The sequence below is a fragment of the Nostoc sp. genome, assembly GCF_041747015.1.
In the GTDB taxonomy this organism is placed as follows: domain Bacteria; phylum Cyanobacteriota; class Cyanobacteriia; order Cyanobacteriales; family Nostocaceae; genus Nostoc.
The window spans coordinates 1-22,221 of sequence record NZ_JBGTFY010000249.1 but is presented as its reverse complement, the minus strand read 5'-3'; the positions used below and the strand labels follow the sequence as shown (position 1 = coordinate 22,221).

Sequence of the window (22,221 nt, the reverse complement as noted above, 5' to 3'; positions counted from 1 at the left end):
CGATGTTGAATCTAGATAACCGAATTGATCTCTCAGGTCGAGCAATCAAGACTACTTGACGTTTTCTAGAGCGTCTTCAACTGATTTTTGCAGAGAGAGAAACTTCTCTAGGCGAACAAGCTTGACCGTTTGAGTTACGCGGGCGTTTGTGACAATTTGCAAAGTGCCATCAGCAGTTTGAGCTTTCTTGGCTACCTGTACCAGCGCACCCAAGCCAGAGCTATCAACAAAGTCGATTTGTGAGAGATCCAAAATAATGTGCTTAGGCCCCTCGTCAATCTTGCTGTCAAGTACCTTGCGAAATGTCGGCTCAGAAAAGGCATCTAACAAACCTGTGAGGCGGAATAGCTGACACTTATCCCGGACTTCACGAGTGCCCCTCAGGCTGACGGTTAGATTCAGTGATTCAGCAATAATTCCCTCCTCATGAGTTAAAGTGAACGCTCAAGTATAAATGGTTTTTGAGCAAGTTGTCTACAATCTTTTTGTGTAGGGCATTGGGCATTGGGCATTGGGGAATAATTCTTATAACTCCTAACTCCCCACTCCCCACTCCCTACTCCCTACTCCCCACTCCCCACGGCTTGACGTGCTGTTCGCATGGTTTGAACAAATTGCTCAAACAAGTAATCAGCATCGTGAGGTCCAGGACTGGCTTCTGGGTGATACTGTACGGAAAAGACAGGCAGAGATTTGTGACGTACCCCAGCAATGGTGCGATCGTTTAAGTTTAGGTGGCTGATTTCCACAACTGCCGTAGATAAGGAATCTGGGTCAATAGCAAAACTATGGTTTTGGCTGGTAATTTCTACCCGTTGTTGTAAGCCGGCAGGGTGATTCAAACCCCGATGACCAAATTTGAGTTTGTAGGTTTCTGCCCCTAGTGCATGACCTAAAATTTGGTGTCCCATACAAATACCAAAGATCGGTTTTTGACTTAACAAGAGCGCTTTGGCAGTTGCAATCCCTTCTGTGACGGCAGCAGGGTCGCCAGGTCCATTAGAAAGAAACACACCATCTGGATTATATTTGAGAATTTCTTCTGGTGACGTATCAGCAGGTACAACAATCACCCGGCAACCATAACTTACCAAGCGACGCAAGATATTGCGTTTTACGCCAAAGTCAAGGGCAACAACTTTAAAGGGTTCCCCAAGATTTTCCGCAGCCTCAGAGTTAAATTCCCAAGCTGGAATTGTGGGATCTGACCATTCATAAGCTGTTGGGGTGGTGATTTCACGAACCAAATTCAATCCCGCCATCTTGGGAGCCGCTAGTACCTGCTCTAATAATTCCGCCTCATCAAGAATCGCTGTGGAAATGCCACCATTCATGGCTCCAAACATCCGAATTTTGCGGGTGAGGGCGCGGGTATCGATGCCGTAAATCCCTGGTACTTGTTTTTGTTTGAGGTAGTCAGGTAAAGATTGTGTCGATCGCCAATTACTCGGTCGGTGACAAATATTACGCGCGATCGCACCTCGCACCTGGGGGCGATCTGATTCCTCATCTTCAGGATTGACGCCAGTATTCCCCAACTCAGGATAGGTAAAAATGACAATTTGACCGGAGTAACTAGGGTCAGTCAGGACTTCTTGATAGCCGGTCATACCAGTATTAAACACCACTTCTCCGATCGCGGTTCCTGTAGCACCGAAAGACCAACCGCGATAAGTTGTTCCATCTGCTAAGACAAGTAAAGCTGGTATTGCGTCAGTTAGGGGCATAGTAGATTGGGGAGTGGGGAGTGGGCATTGGGAAAACTCTTCCCTACTCCCTATTTGCGATTGTTAATTATCCCATGAGTTGAGTAATTGGAAGTTTTTAGAATAATTAATTAAAATTAAAAGGGAATTATTAAAGTAGCGGGAGTGGATTTGGCAAAGCTTGGGCAGTTAATATTAATTATGCTTCAGTCTTCTTTATCCCGTGCAATCCTAATTTTTCTATCAAGCGCTCTAGCGGTTTTGTGTGTTGCCTGTAGTGAAGACAAACGGAACACTACGACTGGTGGCAATGAGCAACCCGTGCCAATTGGAGATTCGGCATCAGTACAGCCTGCCGTCGAACCAACAACACCAGCAGCTACCCCAGAAGCGCAGCCGCTAAAGCCATCTGAAAGTGAACTCAGTGTTTTTGAACTGGCGCTAGACAAAGCTGTTAGTGCTTGGAGTATCAGCCAATCTGCTCAATCTCCAGATGATTGGAATTTGGTGGCGAGTCAATACCAGGGTGCGATCGCCCTGATGCAAAAAGTGCAGCGACAAACCCCAGAATTTACCTTCGCTCAATCCAAAATCACAGAATATCGGCGGCAAATCAAATATGCCAAACAGCAAGCTACTCCTCGCCCTGTGCGCGTTGCCGAACCAAGGAGGATAGTGGTTGTTGTTCCCCAAATAGCAACCACACCAAAGTTGACATTACCTCCTGTAGCCATAAAACTGTTACCACCAAAACCAGCTTTGCCCTCATCAGCAGTGCTGATTCCAGATCAGGAAGTATTTACAGCCCCAATTAAAAGGCGGATTGGTGGAACGCCAATTGTCGAAGTCACCTTCAATGGCCAGCAACAATTTGAGATGATTGTGGATACAGGAGCCAGTGGCACTGTCATCACCCAACAAATGGCAAATACCTTGGGAATCGTGACAGTGGGGAAAGCTAGGGCAAACACCGCGAGTTCCAGATCTGTAGAATTTCCTGTGGGCTATGTTAATTCGATGGCAGTTGGCGGGGTAATAGTTAATAGAGTACCAGTAGCGATCGCCGGAGAGGAACTAGAAACAGGACTTCTAGGACATGACTTCTTTGGCAACTACGATGTCACCATCAAACGTAATGTAGTAGAATTTCGTCCGCAATTGCGATCGCAAATCAATTCCCCAGAAACTCAACTAACTGCTCCAACTTCGTCCAAGCCGCCCCACTTTGTAGGATATCCTTAGCGATTTTAATCCCTTGGGCATGATCCAGTAACGGTATTACACCCGCTACTTGCAGCGCCAATGATGTATTTAAGGCTACCGCGTCCTGTTGTGCCTGAGTTCCCTTACCTTGCAGTACCACCTTGAGAATCACCGCATTTTCTTGGACATTCCCACCCCGAAGCATACCTATAGGAGCAGGCGTTATATCCAAATCTAGGGGATTAATCGTAGTTAACTGTACTTCTCCCTCTGATAACACCGCCAAATCAGTTAAATCTCCTAACCCCGCCTCATCGAGTTTTTCTCGCCCGTGCAGCACAATTGCTTTTTCTTTGCCCAAATTCTGTAAAGCTTGGGCAACAGTTGCCAAAAGTTTGGGAGTAAATAAGCCCACTACCTGCCCAGTTGGACGCAAGGGATTTACTAACGGACCCAGCAAATTAAACACCGTTCGGATCTTCAAAGTTCGCCGCAATTGGGCAACCGCCTTGAGTGCTGGATGCCAGCCAGGGGCAAACAAGAAAGTGATGCCTACTTCTTGTAGTGCGGCTTGCACCTTTTCACTAGAAGCACTCAAGTTTACACCCAAGGCTTCCAATACATCTGCACTTCCCGTGAGACTTGACGCTGAACGATTGCCGTGTTTAGCGACGGGTACGCCAGATGCAGCGGCGACAAATGCAACTGCTGTAGAAATATTAAAGGTTGATGACCCATCTCCACCAGTGCCACAGGTATCTATTATAGTGCTGAGTGGTGAGTGCTGAGTGCTGAGTAGTGAAGAGTGGTGAGTGGTGAGTGGGGAACATTGAGATTGTAGTACTTCAGCCATGCCGGTCAACTCGTCGGCAGAAATGCCTCTAAAGTTCAGCGCTGTTAAAATTGCTCCTGATAACTCTGGGGGAACGGCTTCACTGAGCCATCCTTGCATCAATTCAGCAGACTGAGTACGGGACAATGATTGGCCATCTATTAATTGTTGCAGCAGGATAGACCAGCTAACAGAGGATTCTTGAGCAGCGATCGGGGAACTTATCATAGCTAAAGTTTGTGGTGTTGTAAGGTGTAGCTACGTTGAAGGGCATGGAAGCTATCCTACCGGAAAATTGGGAGTTATCAAAGTTAGCTTTAAAGATCAAGGCTTAACTGCAAAGCTGGATTCACAAGGTTTTGATTTTGGGCTTTCTTCTCCAAATAAAGTTTAACTTCGTAATTAGTAATGAATAACTCTTTTCCTTTAGCCGCACCATTCTGCTTATAGTTATTCATCCCATACTGCAATTCCCACTCTGAGATATTAGCCCATTTAAAATTTTCTCGGATTTTTAGTGAGTCGTCGTAGGTAATTAGCCAGCGATGATGGCATTGTTGCAAAAGTTCAGCAAATCTCTGATGCTCAAAAGAGGTGTGCAAGTCACCCCTTTTACCATATAGCTTTGATTTTTCAGCACTAAAATATGGCGGGTCTAAAAATAAAAATACATCCTCTGCTTCTGCTTCTGCTTCTGATTTTAATAGGTGACTGTAATCTAAATTAGTAATTTGGACATTTTCTGATAGGATATATTCTAATTTTTCTAGTCGTTCTATTGAAGAATCAGTAAATCTTTTGTGAAAAGCTTCTTGGGAAAAGCCACCTGATTCTACAGTTCCTGAAAAAGTAATTCTATTCAGGACAAAAAAGCGGACTGCTCTTTCTAAATCAGATAAATTATTGACATCTACACTAGTCAATTCTGTAAAGAGTAATTTGCCATCTGTATATTTGACTTTAATATGCCGAATTTCTTTAATTAACTGAGCTAGATCAGATTGGGCAAACTTCCAGAATAAGAACAGTTCACGGTTTAAATCGTTAATCCAAATTTTGATATCAGGAAACTTTTGTCTTAAATAAATGAATACAGAACCACCACCGACAAAAGGCTCTCGAAATTCTGAAAAGCTCTCTGGCAAGTATTCAGTTATTTGATTTATTGCTTTCGATTTACCACCAGGATATCGCAGAGGACTTTTGAGCATAATTCGTAGAAATCGTCACACTTGGGGTAATAACAAACGTCGAAAGCCTTCCTGCTCAAAATGGTGGTCGGTGGTTAATGCATCGGTGATACCACGCTGACGCATCAACACAAAGCTAACAGCGTCGCATAGAGAGTAAGTCTTGTCTTGCCGTGCCATTAGAAGTTTAACAGCTTCTCGATGCAACAACTCATTTATCCACACCGTCTCTATATCTGGATTATCTAACAAATCAATAATAAATTTTAGTGCTACTGAACGTGGAAAGCGACGAACCTGAGCTAATGCAATAAACTCTGCTAAAACATAGCTGTGAGTTAAACTTCCACTAACACTATCCAGAAACTCAACTGCTTTTTGATGTTCTGGTTCACCACTCTGGACATAGCAAAGTAGCCCAGATGTATCAAGTAGAAGCACTCAATTTGTTTCCTCAGAAGTATCACTGTATGCTCTGACTAAATCAGCATCAATACTTTCATTGTCTGCTCCTGTAGCATAACCAAGGCTAATGCTTCCAGCATGACTTCGGAAACGTTGGCGAGCGGCTTCTTTTTCTGTTTCAGCTTGCGACTTTTCACGTCTTAGAGAAGCATACTGCTCTTCTATGGAAGTAGCTACCAATTCTGCAAGAGATACGCCTGTAACCTCGGCTTGTTGCTGCAATGCCGCGTAAACTTCATCACTTAATTCCAAGCTTAAAACCTGACTCACTGCACTATACCTCAGCTACTATATCTAACCATGAATGTCATATTATCTTAGCTTCTTGAGAACACATGACCTTTTAATCCTAACGCACGATTGTCTTAACTCTACTACCAGGATATCAGAGAGAGCTTTTGAGTATGCTTAGAAAAGAGTAATTATTTATAGCTTAAATTCTATTAATTGCATTCCCTAAATACTCATAAAGAAAAAATATTTAACTATCTATAAAATAGTCAGAGTCTATATTTTTGATTTCATAAACTGATACTGTTGATATGCCTACATTATTGTCAATCATCAATTGTGCTAATTCTTGTCCATCTATTAATACAACCTTTATATCTATGTCCGACACATAATTTTTTGCCTCTTGAGTAAAATTAGAAGTAGTAATAAACACTCCTTTTTTTGCTTTTTGCCCATATAAAGCGCCAACAAATTTTTGGATTTCTGGTCTGCCTATAACATTATTATTCCATCTTTTAGCTTGAAGATAAACAACATCTAATCCTAACTTATCTTCTTTAATTATACCATCAATTCCACCATCACCACTCTTACCAATTGCTTTACCAGCATCACGTCTTGAACCTCCATAACCCATTTTGATAAGTAAATCAATGACCAGCCTTTCAAAAAACTCTGGCGAAATATTTTTAACACGGTTAATTAAATCTATTTCTAATTCCTGGCGAATTTTTTGATATCCTAACTCCATAGATTCTTGGGGAGTTTTTTGCGATATTTCGTCAAATTCCATAGTAATATTATCATCTTGCTTTTTTGAACTCTTGAAGTTAATAAAATCAGGGAATTGACTAAGAAATTGAACATCTATCTCTTTTAGGGATTGTCTAGCTACGTTTATACCTTGTTCTGTAATCTCAAAATATCCTCTTTTTGGAGCAGCTAATAAACCTGCTTTTTTTAAGTATATTCTTGCCCATCCTACCCGATTATCAAATAATGGTTGTTGACCGCTAGGTAATAATTCTTTTCGTTCGTCTTCACTTAAATTAAACTGGTCGCCTAAAGCTCCAATGGCTTCTCTCATAGAGTGTTCTTGACCATCAAGTGCATATTTAAGTAACGGAAGCATTATATTTTGATAATTAGGTATTGCCATTTTTATCTATCTAAAAGTTTAGAAAAATGAGACTATAGGCATTTTTAACATCCTTTCCAGAAAATTGGTGAAAAAAATAAGTTAAGCGATCGCAAACCCAATAACATAAAACTACGCATCCGTAATATATAATTGCTAACTAAATTTTACTTTGAGTTTATGTTGCAATTTTGTAAAATTCTGTTACATTACTTTACAGGCAGTTATAACTGTTACAACACAAAAGCTCGGAGTATTATTTATGGCAGACGTTAAGAAGACTACGCTTTCGGTTCCAGAAGATCCTAATGCTTTGCGCTGGGGCTTCACTCCTCAGAGCGAAAACTGGAACGGTCGTTTTGCAATGATTGGTTTTATATCTGCTGTTGCACTTGAAGTGTTTTCTGGTCAAGGGATTTTACACTTCTGGGGCATCCTGTAGATTTAAACGTTTTTAGCTTCATTAGATTATGAGGCAAGGTAGCAATTCGTAAAATTGTCTATCTTGCCTCATAATCTCTAGAATTAGAAAAATCCGTAAGTCACCTACCGTGATGAGCGAAATATTACACGACCTGGTGATTCTTCCTGATTAATTCGCGCATATACCCGAAGACAAGTTAAGACTTCGCCAGGAATACCACCACAGTCTAGTTGTAAGTCATCTTTAGATAAAGCACAGATATCTGCGTAAAGTCCTGATAATTGGCGAATTCGCACTTCATTACCTGCATTAATTGCCTCATCAGTGACTTTTTTCAGGATGCGTCGTGATTCGTGTTGTAACTTTCCCCACCAAGAATAGCGTTCCGATGGTGGTACAAATACTAGAGAATGTATCGCTTCGTCCATGTCAATCCAGGCACGGAGAATTGACAGAGGATCAGCGTTTTCATCAGCTTTTTGGGTACGCCCAAAGCGATCGCTTAAAGCTTCTATGTATTGATGTCGCTGTTCTGGTTTGGAGTGTAAAGAGATAATATCAAAGCTAAAAACGCTTTTTAAGGCATGATGTAAATCTGGTTCGATTTCAATAAATTTTATATATAAATATAGGAATCCTGCTGGTAAATTGGAAGTATTTCCTTGGGGAATTTGAGAATTTAAAAGTGCTTGTTGAGATAAACTTAATCCCTGAGTTTCAACAGTACCACTAAGACCGGGGTAGATAATTTCATTGCGGATAAAGGGAAGTTGATAGAGATTAGAATTATCTGCGATCGCACCAACTTCTTGAGCCATATTCAAGGTGCGCGATCGCCAAGATGCAGCCAAATCCTCTGGGACTCGCAGCAGTTTGCGTTGAATTTCATTCCACAAATCTGAGTCTGTTTGACTTTGCAGTTGGGAATTACCCAGATAATAACTAAGTTCTGAATCAGAATCGAAAGTTTCTCGGAGGTGCCTTAGTTTTAAATCATCTGTCATATCTTCCCAACCATTATTTTGCTGTAGGGGTGCAGGTTGCAACAGGTTACGAAGTTCTTGCAGTACATCATCACATAGCTTGGCTCCTGGATCTAGCGGAAATTCTGTAATAGCATGATTTAAAGTAGCTTCCAGTCCATACAAACTAAACCGCAATAACCGGGCTAATTCTGAGTTTTCAATCTCTAATAATTGACGTAGATGCTGCACAAGTATCACCTTTTTTTATCTCACGCAGAGACGCAGAGGTTTTTTAGCGCCTTGGGATGAGATTGAAGTAATCTAAATACGCTCTTTCTCTCCGCGCCTCTGCGTCTCTGCGTGAGGTAATTCTAATGTATGCCGCAAAATGGATCGCGTTCTTTATCAACTTCGTTAGGTTGCAACTCTAATTCAGCATGATAAATACATCCCTCTTCTTTAAGACATTCTTGATTTTGCGATGTCCAGTAAGGCACTTCGCCAGCGTGCATCCGCAGAATGCCTTGATCGTCGAGAGTTACGCGATATTGGCAAGGATAATCTGTGGTTACATCTGGTTTGCTGAGTGCACCAATTCTTATCCATTTTTTGCTGTTGGTTTCGGCATCTGTTTGATAAACATAAAAAGTGTGCTGTCCAGTTTGCGGGAAGGGAGGTAAGAGATTACTAATTAACCCGGTTCCTGGTTGCGTCACCCCATCGCGCAAATAGTGAAACTTTTGGAACAAATTACTATCATCATTTCCTACTTCAAATACTAGATGATAGGCATCTGGTTGATCGACAGTTGCAGACTCGATAACATTGACGGCAATATCACCATCATTCAAGTTTTTATTGAAGCGTTCCACAGCAATATTCCAGTTCAATTTACTATCGGCAAATAACGCTGATGTTTCTGAAACTACCGCTCCTAAATCAATACCAGTAATGTCAATTAAATAATGGGGATTTCCTTGACAAAGCAATACGTTAAACTCAAGAGTTTGGTCAATTTCAAACTGGACTTTGATTTTTTTTAGAAACTCTACTTCTTCCATCCCCAGTTTTTTCATGAGGTTTTTGCCGTCAAAACTTCCCCAAAGTCGTAAATCTCCATCCTCGTAGTCTTGGCGATAGATAATATTAGTTAATTGTATTCCTTGCCACGCAGTACGAACTTTAGCGACAGTTTCCCAAGGTGCGAGTTGATAGAGTTCTTGACCGGCACTGAATATAGTCAACAAATCGTTGCTTTGGGTTTTGCGTTTGAAGTTGCAGGGCAAATAATAAAATAGGTTTTTGACATCAATTTCTAACTGGTTGGCTCCCTTACGCAGCAAGGTTTTAGACTCTTCCGGGTCAAACCTCAATCTTCGCAGTTTCTCGGCATAGCAAGCACCAGCAGAGGTGGCTAACTTGGTAAATTCCAGCACAAAGGTAATTCGTTCTGGATTCCATACAAAATATGGGGACTTACTAAATTCCTGGTAGATTTGGCGCTGCACTATGTCTAAATTACAAGTTTTACCAGATAAAATTAACCAATCAACTTTTTGAGAATTCCAAGAATCTTTGATGATATCATCGGGACGCAAACGACTTTCCATCAATCCTTTAGCAATCCCGATCGCTTCTTTAATTCCAGAAGCAGCGGCTCGTTCAAATTGCTGGTTGTCTAGGGTGACGCAGATGGTATTTGGATCTTTAACTTGCAATTTAACGGCGCTTTGGGTAAGCAGTTCGGAGATTTGCTGCTCGGAAAGTGTGAAGGTTAATAGAGAATCATTATCTGGTGATTTCTGCCCAAGTTTAAGTTTAGCTGTTTCCGCATGATCCCAGAGAATATAAAAGGATTGCAGACGTTGTGGTGCTTGTTGCCAACGAGTAGGCAATACTTTCTCGGCAGTATCTAAGGCATCTTTGTAAGCAACATCCCCTTCTGGATTCTCCTTATCAAGACATTTTAAAAGACTGCCACTTTTGAATTTGCCTTGTTCTAAAAAGCGCTCATTTAACTCGGAGTTAATTAAATCTTCTAGCTTTTCGCTTTCGATATCACCTGTTGTTACTGCTGCCAATAAAAAGTCGGCGATCGCAACTTTTAATAATCTAAAAATTCGCAGTGTAATTAATTCACCGCCTAATTGTAAATGACCGGATGAACCTAATAGTTTGGGGGTAAGTTTATAGTAACGTCCTCCTAAACCTCGGTCTTCATAATCAGCAAAAGTAGGAGTTTTATCTTCTAAAGTCAGTTCAATTAAAGCTAAGTCTGTGGTTCCCCCGCCAATATCCAAAACGAGAACATTTTGTGACCATTTGTTTCCTGCTTGGCGACAACGGGTTTTGAATGACTCAATGCCAATGTTGAGATTACCACCAAATTCTCGCCACAAAAAGAATATTGCCACGGAAACAGCTTCATCATAAGCAGTTTGGACATCATCGATTCCCAACTGCTCAACTAATTCCTTAACTTCTTTACGAACAACTGGTGGGGCGACAGTGGGGTAGGTGACAACTGCTGTTAAAAAATTCCCTTCTGAAAACCTGCGTCGTGCACGTTGGCGATAATCTTCAGTTAACTCGATTAAATGCGCCCAAGCTGATTGGATCAACTGATTTGCGGTAATTGTTTCTTCTTCACCATTCAAAATAACTGAAAACGATCGCTCCTGACCAAAATAGCGTTTGGGTGAATGATGAAACCTGCTGATAATTTCCTTTAAAGAACCGCTTGTACCTTGAGCGATCGCTTTTTTTCTATTATCTCTAGCTTCCCTACCCATCCGCAGTTTTAAGTCCCCTAATTGCGAAATTTCCGACTCGCTAGGAATTTCTGTATCGCGGCGATCGATATCCAATACAACTGGGATCAGATTTTGCGACTCTAGGGTAGGGACACGGAACACCTCATGATAGATTTGGTAAAGTTTTTTGCTAACAGCCCGGCGGAACCTCTCGCTGTTTCCTAAACAAAGTTCAATTTGGCGAATTGCTTCTAAAAATCGCTCTTTGTTATCACTTTCAAAAACTTCACTCAAGTTTCCTGGTTCTATCTCTAGATTTTTGCTAATTTCCGCGATAAAGTTTTCCCAATCATCATCGCTGACATCTGGTAAAGCTACTGAGGCGGGAGAACTTAGCCATTGTGATAAGCGATCGCGCAACCGCATTTCTTGTTCTTTTGGTAAAATTTCGGCGATCGGTACTTCAATTGGATCGAAAAGTGTAACTGTCGAATTCGATGTCCCAAAATCTAAAGCAAACCATCCCGGAAATCTTTTTTGTTGTTTCTCGCTTGGTTGTTGCTCATTATAGTTGTTCAATTGGAAAGGGTTCATTATAGTATCAAATGATTCTGTTCATCACTGTTTTTTATCTAGAGCGATCGCGGCACTTACTAAGTACAGCTTGGCGTAAAATCGTGGCCAATTGAGGGGGGAATTTTTAACGCAAAGGGGCGCAGAGGGAAGCGCAGACAGACGCAGAGAATTCGCTACCAATTAATGAAATGTTGTACTAAGTTGACGTTAAAGATTCTTGCTCGCAAGTCTTACTTGTTCGATGGTTAAATCAAGTAACTGGGCAACCTCTTCCATCGACATACCACGAACTAAGAACCGAGGTACAAGTTCAAGTTTTAATTCTTCTCGTCCTTCTTCTCTTCCTTCTTGTTTAGCTTCTTGATAAACCCTAGTTTCTTCTAACTTAACTCCTAACATTGCCTCTACCTCTTCACGACTTAAGTTTGCAAATTTATAAACAGCAATCGTTGTGATTACATCTATTATGTCCTTTTTAGCCAAGACGTTTATTTGTTCTTGTTGCATTCGGTGGAGGTAAAAATACCCCATCAATCCGAAATGTTGGTTCTTTAACTTCAACTGATTCAAAGCGATAGTTAGCAGCTTCGGCTGGTGGCTGTTCGACTAACTCGAAAAGTAATCCAGGGACACGCTTGAAAATTGTATAAAAAATAGCATCACGTCTCACAAACACATCCTCATATCTGTACCCGATCGCAATCAGTCATTTTCTGAGTTGGCTTATCTCAAATCATCTGAGTTAGAAATAGCAGCAATTTCTGAAAGAATCTGCAACCAAGCAGGAATTGCTATCTCAGATGGCAAGTCTCCAGCCGCTAAATATCTCAGTAAAGTTTCTTTTTTTGAAAGGTTTTGCAGACTAGGAATAATTTGATCCAAAATGCCTTCTAGCTCCAGATTAATTTGCTGATTAACTTCGCTAACATACTGCACAAGATGGAGGCTGGCGCTAGCAGTAATTTCATCTCGCAGTCGCAGTACTAAAAGTTGGTGATTGCTCGATTTGGGTAAGCTTTGGCTTTTTTCTGGTGCCCAGTCAAAGATTTGACCAACGTTGTGTTTATCGTCTTGACGCGCTAAAGGAAAAATGATTTCGGGTACAACGGTTTTATCTTTACCACTAATTTCAGCGATGATTGCTTCTTTCCATTCGTTAGGATCGCATCCTAGTAATAATTTGTAAAAGAGATCAGCATCTTCAAAACCAAATTTTTCTTCGATTTCTTGTTCCATCTCTGGATGAAAAATTGCCTGCAATTGTTCGCGTTCTGAGACTACATAATTTGACAATTGGTTCAACAAATCTAATACTGCTTGATGGATGCGATCGCGCGCAAAATCTTCTACTTCTTTAACGGTTTTCTCAAATACTGGATAAAAATCATCGCTCTTAGTCGGAAGGGAACTATTTACCCGGTTTCCCCGATCAAATAATTTCCCGGCTGCACCTTTAGATTCAGTCAGAGCGATCGCTCCATTATTGGCTTTATTGAAAAGTAAAGTCCACTGGTTCCAATTGAGGATTCTAAAGGTAAGTTCGTCTTTTACTACATCGCTAACAACGACACCGCGCCGATCTTTGAGTGGTTCTTTGCCGATATCTTTTTGAAAATTTCTGTAGATTTTATCCAAACTTTCGACCACAAAGCGCAACTCGATAAAAGCGGGACTATCGCCTGTGGGGATGCCTTGCTCGTGAATTTCATCTATGATGTCTTTCAAGTGATCTTGTTGCTGACTCACTACATCAGCAGCTCTTTTAGTATCTTCATACAGTTGCTTCAGACCATGAGTAACTACGTGGGTTTGAATCAATTCCCGCAGCTTACCAAGACCTCCATCTTGAGCAAAGTAACCCAGTTGGCTGCCTAAATAACTGCGGGGATCAGATTCTAGCAGTCGTTCACTTAATAGCTCCCATTTCTCTTGTAGGCGTTTAGACCGATCTAGGTAATCAGGATAGTCCAAGTTAGCTAAAAACTCTGGTGAGCCTGCTTTGACTGTACTAGAACGTTTTGCTAATTCAGCCAGTCCTAATAGTGGCGACAGTAAAACGATGCGGTCTTTTTGGGTTGTAAACGCTTCTGCACCGTCAATGGTAGTTTGCAGAACTTTGAGTTTTTGGAAAACGGTTTCTTCCTGCAAATGTAGGCTATCTTCAATCAATTGGTCAAGTTCTCTTTCGCCGCCTTCACTGTCTAGGGGTAATTGATCGAAGCGACCTACACCGACGAGAATTAAATCTTTCAGGTCTTGTCCCGGTCGCTGCTGCTGCATCATCGTAAAGATTTTATTGGCGCGATCGCTACCAGGAGATTTACCATTTAGCAATACCAAAATTGTTTGTACTTCTGCTAATTCCCGCAGTGACAAAAAGGTATCTCTAGCCCCCGAATTCGCAGCCCCCAATCCTGGAAAGTCGAGGAGAATAAATTTAGCCGCGTCTGCAAAATCCCAAATTTCCCGTGATATTTTCGCATCGATATCTACGCGGCGGATGAGTGGGAAACTGTTTTGCAATAACTTTGTTGGTAGCCTCTGCGGTGGACTCGGTAATCGGATATGCGCTGGGGGTAAATCCTCAAATTTCAGAGTTTGGATTGCCATTGGCTGTTCGACTAGCTGTAGCCCCTCGTGGGCGGTGGTAGCATCAATCTGGTAGCGCCCACCACACATAACTTCCCCATAGGCTTGATAAGCCCGCAGGAATAATACCAACTCCCGCAGTAAATAACGTAGCTCTAAATTGTTACTATTATTCCATGCTTCTTCACACCAGCTAATAATATCTTTACCAGAGTTGAGTTTCGATACTGGTATGGGAGCAAGTCCGGCTGCTGCTGTCCGTTTATTGGCTTCCCCCAGCATAAAGCGTAGACACTCATGTACTCCTTCATGAGAAAGATACTCTACCGTAAAATTACTTAATTGAGTCGTTGCAAACTCGTCTTGTGGGATAATATGTATGGCGGTAACATTACCTGTAGTGGGGTTTTCACTCACTGGCAAAGCATCTGCATATCCGATCAGACTGCCTAAAAGTAAGGTTTTTCCACTACTAAATTCCCCCATCACACCAATTTTGACAGGCGAAGTTGCCAGGTCTACAGTTTTCTGAGCAGATGACCGCAAACGCCGGAGACACTCATCAAGACTAGCTGGAACCCAATCTTCTTGTTTAGAAGGGTGCTGGGGTACAGAATCTATCTTTCGGAGGATGAATTCGCCGTCCTCCTTAAAACGGCCTAGTTTATCTGGTTCCATAGAGTCGTTTCCGCCTAACATGAATTTCTGTGAGCTTTATAACATATAAAACGCTATCGCTAGCTATTCTGGCAACCTGTTGATATTACATTTAGCATTTCTCTCATTTTTGGCATCAGCCGTTTTGAACGGTCAAGACAATCTGGAAAAATCAGGTTTTGCTAGAAAAAATAAAAACTAAATGTTGATTTGATATAAAATTATTGAGGATTGGGAGTTTTTTATCAAGACATAACCACCTCATAGAGAATCATGTAGTTTCTGTAAAGCAGAATCAGATTTTTGAGCAATGTAATTACATAAACAATATGAATTTATAGCTGATTTAAATCAAAAAGCTGGATATTTTAAATTTTACTAAAAATGTAAAATTAATCTTAATGATAAATTTAGTATTTTTACAATTTATTTACAGTAAAAAAGTAATTATTGCAGATATAAAAAACAATAAGGTATTAAAATCAATTAGGCAGGTTTGGATGACGATTATATCCATCTATTAACAAATTCTATTTTCAGATATATTACCTTAATAATTTACGCAGGCAGGCAAAAGTGTTTCCTAAAAGGGTACAGAGCTACGTTAACCAAATCACGGTTGAACAGGAAGAAATACAATACGATGAAAAACTATTTTGTCAGCAGGTGGATACTGCTCCTCTGATGATTTGGATGGCTGGATGCAATGCACTCTACTATTACTTGAATTCCAATTGGCTAAAATTTACTGGAGGATGTCTGACAACAGGTGAGTTGGCGTCTGAGCGAGGAGACGCGATAGGCAACATCTGGACTTGTAGCGTCCATCCAGAAGATAGACAACGGTGTGATAATATATACATTGAAGCCTTTGCGGCGCATAATTCGTTCCAGAGACAATATCGCCTGCGTCGGGCTGATGGCGAATACCGCTGGATTTTAGATACAGCCGCGCCACGGTTTGCAGCAGATGGCAGCTTTGTCGGTTACATCGGTTATTGTGTAGATATAACAGAAGTGACGATAGTGGGAAGCCAACCTATCCTGACGGAAAGCTGCTTGATGTCTACCAATTTTTCTCATTGCCTACGTAAAATAACAGGAAAAACACAGGCGGCAGAATTCAAAAACACACTGGAGCAACTGCAAGCTGAAACTGCAAAACGCCAAGCAGTTGAAACACAGTTACACCAAAAAACATTAGAATTTGCAGCGATTTTGCAAGTACTTCCTGATTTATACTTTCGTCTTGATGCTGATGGAACTATTCTGGATTACAAGCCAGGATTGATCAAGAATCTGTATATTCCAGGAGATTGTCAGGGCAAGAGTTTGCGAGAATGCCTACCGACTGCTGTAGGCGATCGCTTCCACCAAGCAATAACTCAAGCACTTGAAACTCAATATGAAGTCAGTTTTGAATCTAGCTTATCACTATCAGCAGAGAACAATAACTTTGAAGCTAGGTTTTTACCATTACCAGACCAGCAAATTATAGTTCTAATCCGCGACACCAGCGACAACATCCAAGCGGCATTGATAGAAGGCGATACTAAGTTTCGCAGCATTGTCGAAAACGCCAATAACATTATTTTTGCGCTGACCCTCGAAGGGATATTTTCCTACGTTTCTCCCAACTGGACTGAAATTTTCGGACATGAGGTTGCAGAGGTTGAAGGCAAATCCTTTGCTCTGTTTGTACATCCCGACGATGTGCATATCTGTGCGGATTATTTCCAAATAATTTTGACAACAGGCGAAAGGCAAGACGCAATTGAATATCGGGTAAAACACAAAAATGGCAGTTGGCGATGGCATACAAGCAACTCATCTGCTATTAGAGATGCTAATGGCAATGTTTTAAACTTCGTGGGCATTTGCCATGACACCACTGAACGCAAACAAGCAGAAAAAGCTCTGCAAGCTCTTGCTCAAAGGGAAGCATTACTCAATCGTCTTTCTAGCCAGATTCGAGCTTCTTTGGATATCAATTACATTGTGGAAACCGCAGTGCAGGAGATCCGCAATTTATTCCAAATTGATCGCTGTGCCTTCTTTTGGTATCGGCAAGACGCTGATTTACCCTACTGGGAGAGAGTATATGAGGCGAAAAGTTCCTTTTTACCCTGTCTGCTTAACTTCCAAGAAGCAGCTAATGCAGAAATCGAACTAATCGCAGCCAAAACTTTAAGTAGAGAAATCATCCGCGTTGATGATATTGAGACTGTGGACGATCGCACCGCAAGGCAGTTTATGCAGGATTTTGGTTTCACTGCCTTTATGTCACTGCCTGTACACACCCAATCAGGCGAAATTGGCACATTTAGCTGTGGTTATTGTAATGGCTTTCGGCCTTGGCTAGACAACGAAGTAGAATTATTACAAGCAGTTACAGTTCAACTAGCGATCGCCATTGACCAAGCTAAACTTTACACCCAAAGTCGCATTGCTGCCCAAACTGCCCAAGATAAAGCCCAGCAACTAGAAGCGGCGATGCTAGAACTTCAACAAACTCAAGCCCAACTGATTCAAACTGAAAAAATGTCCGGTTTAGGACAGTTGGTTGCAGGTGTTGCTCATGAAATTAATAACCCTGTCAATTTCATCTATGGCAATATTAGCCACGCTAGTGAATATATCAAGGACTTGCTGTACTTGGTAGAACTTTATCAACAGAACTACTGCCCACCAATACCAGAGATTCACGAACAAATCTACGCCATTGATTTAGACTTTATCAAGCAAGATTTACCCAAAATCTTGGATTCTATGAATATGGGAGCCGAACGCATTCGGCAGATTGTCCTATCTTTACGCAATTTTTCTCGCCTTGACGAAGACGGTATGAAGGCAGTGGATATTCATGAAGGCATGGATAGCACCTTGCTGCTACTGCAACATCGCCTAAAAGCCAAACCAGGATGTCCCGATATTAAAGTAATCCGAGACTACGGCAACCTACCATCGATAGTGTGTCACGCCGGACAGATGAATCAGGTGTTTATGAATCTGTTGGCAAATGCGATCGATGTTTTAGAAGAGTCATTTGTCATTTGTCATACCCTGCGGGAAGGCGTTGGCGTAGCGTCTCGTAGAGAAGCGCCTATGTCATTAGTAAACAACACTGAACAAAGGACAAATGACCAAGCAAAGATGATTTTTCCCCAGATTCGCATTCGCACCCTCATCCAAGAAGACTATGTAATCATTAGCATTGCCGACAATGGCTTAGGCATGACTGAGGAAGTACGCAAACGCCTATTTGACCCTTTCTTCACTACAAAACCTGTGGGTAAAGGCACAGGTATGGGATTATCAATCAGCTATCAAATTGTTGTTAAAAAACACAGTGGGCAAATCCAGTGTATTTCAGCACCAGGAGAAGGTGCCGAGTTTGTGATCATGATTCCACTACAGGAGCAGCCCTCAACGTAGATATTACGTAATTTTAATCTAAACTCAATTAAAAGTTAACCTATTGGTTGTTAACTAAGAATAATTCAGTTTTTACTGCAACATTTCCCCCCCCCAATAACTTAGAATTTAGAGGAATTGGGGGGATTATTTTTCTTTGTATAGGAAATTAGAAGTGGAGTGGTCAACTTCAATCGATTGAAAAACGTTGTAATAGTAGTACTATCTTTGCGTAGGCATTGCACCTTTGAAAGAAATTCCTGAATAAAAATAAAATAGAAGGCTGGGATGATACAACCCCAAAGTCAAAGCAGTATCACTTACACACGAGTTATCCACTTAAGTCATATAATTGACATAAATATTCCGCAATGGTCTGGCGACCCCACAGTAGAATTTGAAACTGTGGCTGAACTAAATAATGATGGCTATTACTTACGGCGTTTCTCCTTGGGGGAACATAGCGCTACCCATATCAACGCCCCTAACAGTTTTCATAGTTCTGGTGTGGGAATTGACCAATACCCAGCCCAGTCGTTGGTTGTACCTGCGGTAGTCATAGATATTCGCCAAGCTACAGCGGTTAATCATGATTATGCCCTGACTATTGCTGATGTTCTGGCTTGGGAAGAACAATACGGTGAAGTTTTTGCTGGCTGCGTAGTTATACTAAATACTGGTTGGCATAAAAAGTGGTTGGATAAAAGTGCATTCCTAAATCATGATGCTCAAGGCATTACTCACTTTCCAGGGTTTGGCAGCGATGCAACTCAATTCTTACTGGATCAACGGCAAATAGCTGGGGTAGGAATTGATACTCATGGTGTAGACCCTGGACAAGATAACAGTTTTGCGATTAACCGCTTAGTTTTAGAACAACCGCGCATTGTGTTGGAAAATCTAACGAATTTGGATCAACTGCCACCTAAAGGTACTACTCTAGCGATCGCAATTCTAAGATTGCGGGGTGGTTCTGGCTCTCCCGTAGGCGTGTTGGCGTTCGTTCCTTAATTTTCAACAAGAGAAAACCTTTTCATCAACAAAAGGATTCGTTTCATGGACAAACGGAGCCGTTTCATGGACAAACGGAGCCGTTTCATCAACAAACTGATTATTTTTGTAGCGATCGCTTTTTATAGAATTGCCAAACGCTCAACAGGTAACTCTAAAATTGTCCTACACCAAGTTTAATTTTTAATTTAAGTCAACCAACTGTTGACTTTTTAGCACTTGACAAGGTATTTTATTTATAATGGGAAATGTGCGCTCAGATATACCATTTTCTCCAAAGACATTCATTACTAATAAATAGATGCGTCTCTATATACAGCGAGTAATAGTTTGATACTTTTGTTTACAAGTTGTATAAGTTTTTCTTGCTCGCTTTTGTTTCTAGTACCCTGCATTGCAATACCGTTCGGATAAGATCCCCCCGCCTGTGGCGACCCCCTTAAAAAGGGGGTAAAAGAGATGATATTCGACACAAGTCTTATTTTTACCTCATACCAATTTCCTAAACTTGAAGATAACCTAGAAAGCAAACTTAATACACAACTTTCAGTAGATTATCAACCGGAGATTTTCAAAATGACAACTCCGCTATCTTGCCGCAATTATATAGACGGTCAATGGTTGAGTGCAATAGGAGAAGCAACCCTAGAGCGCCGCAACCCTGCCAACAAAACCGAAGTCATTGCCACATTCCCCCGTTCCCAAGCCAACGATGTTGATACAGCAGTAGCCGCCGCCCGTAAAGCTTACCAGAGTTGGCGCAAAGTCCCAGCCCCAGCCAGAGCAGAATACATCTTTCGCGTCGGAGAAATATTACTCCAGCATAAAGAAGAACTTGCCCAGTTAATCAGTCGGGAAATGGGTAAACCTCTGACAGAAGCTAGGGGAGATGTGCAAGAAGGTATTGACTGTGCCTTTTACACTGCTGGCGAAGGACGGCGACTATTTGGGCAGACTACACCCTCGGAAATGCCCAATAAATTCGCCATGACTGTGCGAATGCCCATAGGAGTCTGCGCCTTAATTACCCCCTGGAATTTCCCAGTGGCAATTCCTTGCTGGAAAGCTATGCCAGCCTTGGTATGTGGCAATACAGTCATCCTCAAACCTGCTGAAGATACCTCCGCCTGTGCAACTAAATTGATTGAAATTTTCCAACAAGCGGGTTTACCACCAGGAGTAATTAACTTGGTGCATGGTGTGGGAGAAGAGGCGGGGAAAGCTTTAGTTGAGCATCCCAATGTAGATTTAGTATCTTTTACTGGTTCTTCAGAAACGGGTGCTTTTGTTGGCGCTACTTGCGGACGCACTCACAAGCGCGTCTGTCTAGAAATGGGTGGCAAAAATGCTCAAGTGGTGATGGAAGATGCCGATTTGGAATTAGCTCTCGATGGTGCAGTGTGGGGAGCATTTGGAACAACCGGTCAACGGTGTACGGCTACCAGTCGCCTAATTTTGCATCGTGATATCAAAGAAAAATTTACCGCCATGCTTTATGAGCGTACCACTAAGTTACGCTTGGGGGCTGGCACTGACTCTGATACAGATATCGGTCCGATAGTCAATGAAAAGCAACTCCAACAGGTGAGCAAGTATTTAGATATTGCCCGTCAGGAAGGAGCAAAGGTTTTAATTGGTGGAAAAATTGCCAGTGAAGGCTTATTGAAAAACGGTTATTTCTTTCAACCGACTATTTTGGATGATGTAACTCGTGATATGCGTGTCGCTCGTGAAGAGATATTCGGGCCAGTGGTGGTATTAATTGAGGTTAGCTCGTTTGAGGAAGCGATCGCAATTCTCAACGATAGCAATTATGGTCTTTCTTCTTCAGTTTACACCCGCGATATCAACCGGGCTTTTACTGCCATGCGCGACATCGAAGCAGGTATTACCTATATTAACGGCCCGACTATTGGCGCAGAGGTACACTTACCCTTTGGTGGTGTGAAACAAACTGGTAACGGACACCGGGAAGCTGGAACCACTGCTTTAGATGTTTTTACAGAATGGAAAAGTGTTTATGTTGACTTTTCGGGGAGTCTGCAACGTGCCCAAATAGATAACCGTAGCTGAACAATTCAAACCTTTTTCTGTCTCAGAGGTGACACCAAAATCGCCGACATTCGGAACCTTAACTTTTACCGCCGTCACCTCGCAATACCGTTCGGATAAGATCCCCCCGCCTGTGGCGACCCCCTTAAAAAGGGGGTAAAAGAGATGATATTAGCCCCCCTTTTTAAGGGGGGTTAGGGGGATCTCCGCTCAATAAACAAGTTAACCGATCCGTATTGCGTCACCTCGGAGTTTAAGACCTTCCAAGCTCCTTGCAGCAACTCATTAAACTTGTTGGGTTCCCCCAGTGTGATTTTATCCAGACTTTGACTCACTCGACGAGCTAAGAGAATTCAATGCCCAATGCCCAATGCCCCATGCCCAATTCCCTAATTCTGTAGCTTTTTAAGCTCTGCATCTGTAAACGGATTCTTCCCCGCTCGTAAATCTTTCACCCAGCGCTGCCGTTGTGCTTTATAATTTTCATCTTCAGTCTGAGCGATAAATGCCTCAAAGTCCTCAATTGCTCCTTGGGTATTGCCTGTCAAAGCTCTAGCCAAGCCACGACTATCACGAATGTTACCATTTTTAGGCGCAAGTGCAACGGCTTTTTCACAGGCTGGTAAAACATCGGCGGCTTGTTTTTGCAAACTACCGTCCCAACATATTGCATTCCAAGAATCAGTAGGAATTTCGGCTTTTGGATCAAACTTGAGAGCTTCGGTATAAGCTGCGATCGCTTCCTTAAACTTTTTCTCTTCTAAGCGGCTGGCTCCTTCATTAACTGAGCGTTGAGCCTTGGCTTTGGTGACAAACTCTTTCGCTATCGCCTGGGAATCAAACTTTAATTTATTATCCCACTGCTGTGCTTTGCCTATACTTTTGCAGTTTTTACTATTTGTGGATGAGTAATAATACTCATGGCATGAGAAGAGGATTTCTTTAAAAACTAGTTCACTAACGCGTCGGACTAGTTATTTTTTTTACATAACTAGGTTGTTTCACACTTAAT

General features: G+C 41.8%; 16 protein-coding genes and 1 pseudogene. 5 read left to right on the top strand and 12 right to left on the bottom strand.

Going from position 1 to position 22,221, the window contains the following annotated elements:
• Nucleotides 1–51: 51 nt before the first annotated feature.
• Both ACEW80_RS20635 and carA read right to left on the bottom strand, forming a co-directional pair.
• Complete coding sequence (locus tag ACEW80_RS20635; protein WP_373528394.1) at nucleotides 52–417, bottom strand: STAS domain-containing protein; 366 nt, start codon at nucleotides 415–417, stop codon at nucleotides 52–54.
• Between the two features lie 146 nt (nucleotides 418–563).
• The gene (carA, locus tag ACEW80_RS20630; protein WP_373528381.1) at nucleotides 564–1,727 is read right to left on the bottom strand and encodes a glutamine-hydrolyzing carbamoyl-phosphate synthase small subunit; all 1,164 of its coding nucleotides are present in this window, start codon (nucleotides 1,725–1,727) and stop codon (nucleotides 564–566) included.
• Between the two features lie 180 nt (nucleotides 1,728–1,907).
• Here carA and ACEW80_RS20625 point away from each other — a divergent pair, with 180 nt between their 5' ends.
• Nucleotides 1,908–2,948, top strand: coding sequence for a TIGR02281 family clan AA aspartic protease (locus tag ACEW80_RS20625; RefSeq protein ID WP_373528380.1), 1,041 nt, complete (start codon nucleotides 1,908–1,910; stop codon nucleotides 2,946–2,948).
• Here the strand turns inward: ACEW80_RS20625 and trpD are convergent.
• The 5 genes from trpD to ACEW80_RS20600 all read right to left on the bottom strand — a co-directional run bounded on the left by trpD (nucleotide 2,878) and on the right by ACEW80_RS20600 (nucleotide 6,789).
• Nucleotides 2,878–3,969, bottom strand: a complete 1,092-nt coding sequence (trpD, locus tag ACEW80_RS20620) for an anthranilate phosphoribosyltransferase (RefSeq protein WP_373528379.1) — start codon at nucleotides 3,967–3,969, stop codon at nucleotides 2,878–2,880. The two genes, ACEW80_RS20625 and trpD, sit on opposite strands and share 71 nt — an antisense overlap.
• Nucleotides 3,970–4,058: 89 nt before the next feature.
• A complete protein-coding gene (locus tag ACEW80_RS20615) occupies nucleotides 4,059–4,952 on the bottom strand; it encodes a DNA adenine methylase (protein ID WP_373528378.1) in 894 nt (297 codons plus the stop codon).
• A gap of 15 nt (nucleotides 4,953–4,967) precedes the next feature.
• Nucleotides 4,968–5,372: a type II toxin-antitoxin system VapC family toxin gene (locus ACEW80_RS20610; protein ID WP_373528377.1), complete on the bottom strand. Its 405-nt coding sequence runs from the start codon at nucleotides 5,370–5,372 to the stop codon at nucleotides 4,968–4,970.
• The gene (locus ACEW80_RS20605) at nucleotides 5,373–5,666 is read right to left on the bottom strand and encodes a hypothetical protein (RefSeq protein ID WP_373528376.1); all 294 of its coding nucleotides are present in this window, start codon (nucleotides 5,664–5,666) and stop codon (nucleotides 5,373–5,375) included.
• Between the two features lie 211 nt (nucleotides 5,667–5,877).
• On the bottom strand, nucleotides 5,878–6,789 hold the full coding sequence (locus ACEW80_RS20600; protein WP_373528375.1) for a restriction endonuclease: 912 nt from the start codon (nucleotides 6,787–6,789) through the stop codon (nucleotides 5,878–5,880).
• Nucleotides 6,790–7,030: 241 nt separating this feature from the next.
• Here ACEW80_RS20600 and ACEW80_RS20595 point away from each other — a divergent pair, with 241 nt between their 5' ends.
• Nucleotides 7,031–7,210, top strand: coding sequence for a high light inducible protein (locus tag ACEW80_RS20595; protein ID WP_373528374.1), 180 nt, complete (start codon nucleotides 7,031–7,033; stop codon nucleotides 7,208–7,210).
• A gap of 104 nt (nucleotides 7,211–7,314) precedes the next feature.
• Here the strand turns inward: ACEW80_RS20595 and ACEW80_RS20590 are convergent, their stop codons facing one another.
• The 4 genes and pseudogenes from ACEW80_RS20590 to ACEW80_RS20575 all read right to left on the bottom strand — a co-directional run bounded on the left by ACEW80_RS20590 (nucleotide 7,315) and on the right by ACEW80_RS20575 (nucleotide 14,753).
• A complete protein-coding gene (locus ACEW80_RS20590) occupies nucleotides 7,315–8,406 on the bottom strand; it encodes a hypothetical protein (protein ID WP_373528373.1) in 1,092 nt (363 codons plus the stop codon).
• A 122-nt stretch (nucleotides 8,407–8,528) separates the two neighbouring features.
• A complete protein-coding gene (locus tag ACEW80_RS20585) occupies nucleotides 8,529–11,504 on the bottom strand; it encodes a molecular chaperone (protein WP_373528372.1) in 2,976 nt (991 codons plus the stop codon).
• 189 nt (nucleotides 11,505–11,693) lie between these two features.
• Nucleotides 11,694–12,156: pseudogene (locus tag ACEW80_RS20580) on the bottom strand (DUF2887 domain-containing protein).
• Between the two features lie 53 nt (nucleotides 12,157–12,209).
• The gene (locus tag ACEW80_RS20575) at nucleotides 12,210–14,753 is read right to left on the bottom strand and encodes a proteasome protein (protein ID WP_373528371.1); all 2,544 of its coding nucleotides are present in this window, start codon (nucleotides 14,751–14,753) and stop codon (nucleotides 12,210–12,212) included.
• A gap of 555 nt (nucleotides 14,754–15,308) precedes the next feature.
• Here ACEW80_RS20575 and ACEW80_RS20570 point away from each other — a divergent pair.
• The 3 genes from ACEW80_RS20570 (at nucleotide 15,309) to ACEW80_RS20560 (ending at nucleotide 21,230) form a co-directional block, all read left to right on the top strand.
• Nucleotides 15,309–18,167 carry a PAS domain S-box protein gene (locus tag ACEW80_RS20570; protein ID WP_373528370.1) on the top strand — a complete coding sequence of 953 codons (2,859 nt, stop codon included), beginning with the start codon at nucleotides 15,309–15,311 and terminating at the stop codon, nucleotides 18,165–18,167.
• Between the two features lie 267 nt (nucleotides 18,168–18,434).
• Nucleotides 18,435–19,157, top strand: coding sequence for a cyclase family protein (locus ACEW80_RS20565; protein WP_373528369.1), 723 nt, complete (start codon nucleotides 18,435–18,437; stop codon nucleotides 19,155–19,157).
• Between the two features lie 576 nt (nucleotides 19,158–19,733).
• A complete protein-coding gene (locus ACEW80_RS20560; RefSeq protein ID WP_373528368.1) occupies nucleotides 19,734–21,230 on the top strand; it encodes an aldehyde dehydrogenase family protein in 1,497 nt (498 codons plus the stop codon).
• Between the two features lie 368 nt (nucleotides 21,231–21,598).
• On the opposite strand, the gene ACEW80_RS20555 is transcribed toward ACEW80_RS20560, so the two are convergent.
• Nucleotides 21,599–21,859: a tetratricopeptide repeat protein gene (locus ACEW80_RS20555; RefSeq protein ID WP_373528367.1), complete on the bottom strand. Its 261-nt coding sequence runs from the start codon at nucleotides 21,857–21,859 to the stop codon at nucleotides 21,599–21,601.
• Nucleotides 21,860–22,221 lie beyond the last annotated feature (362 nt).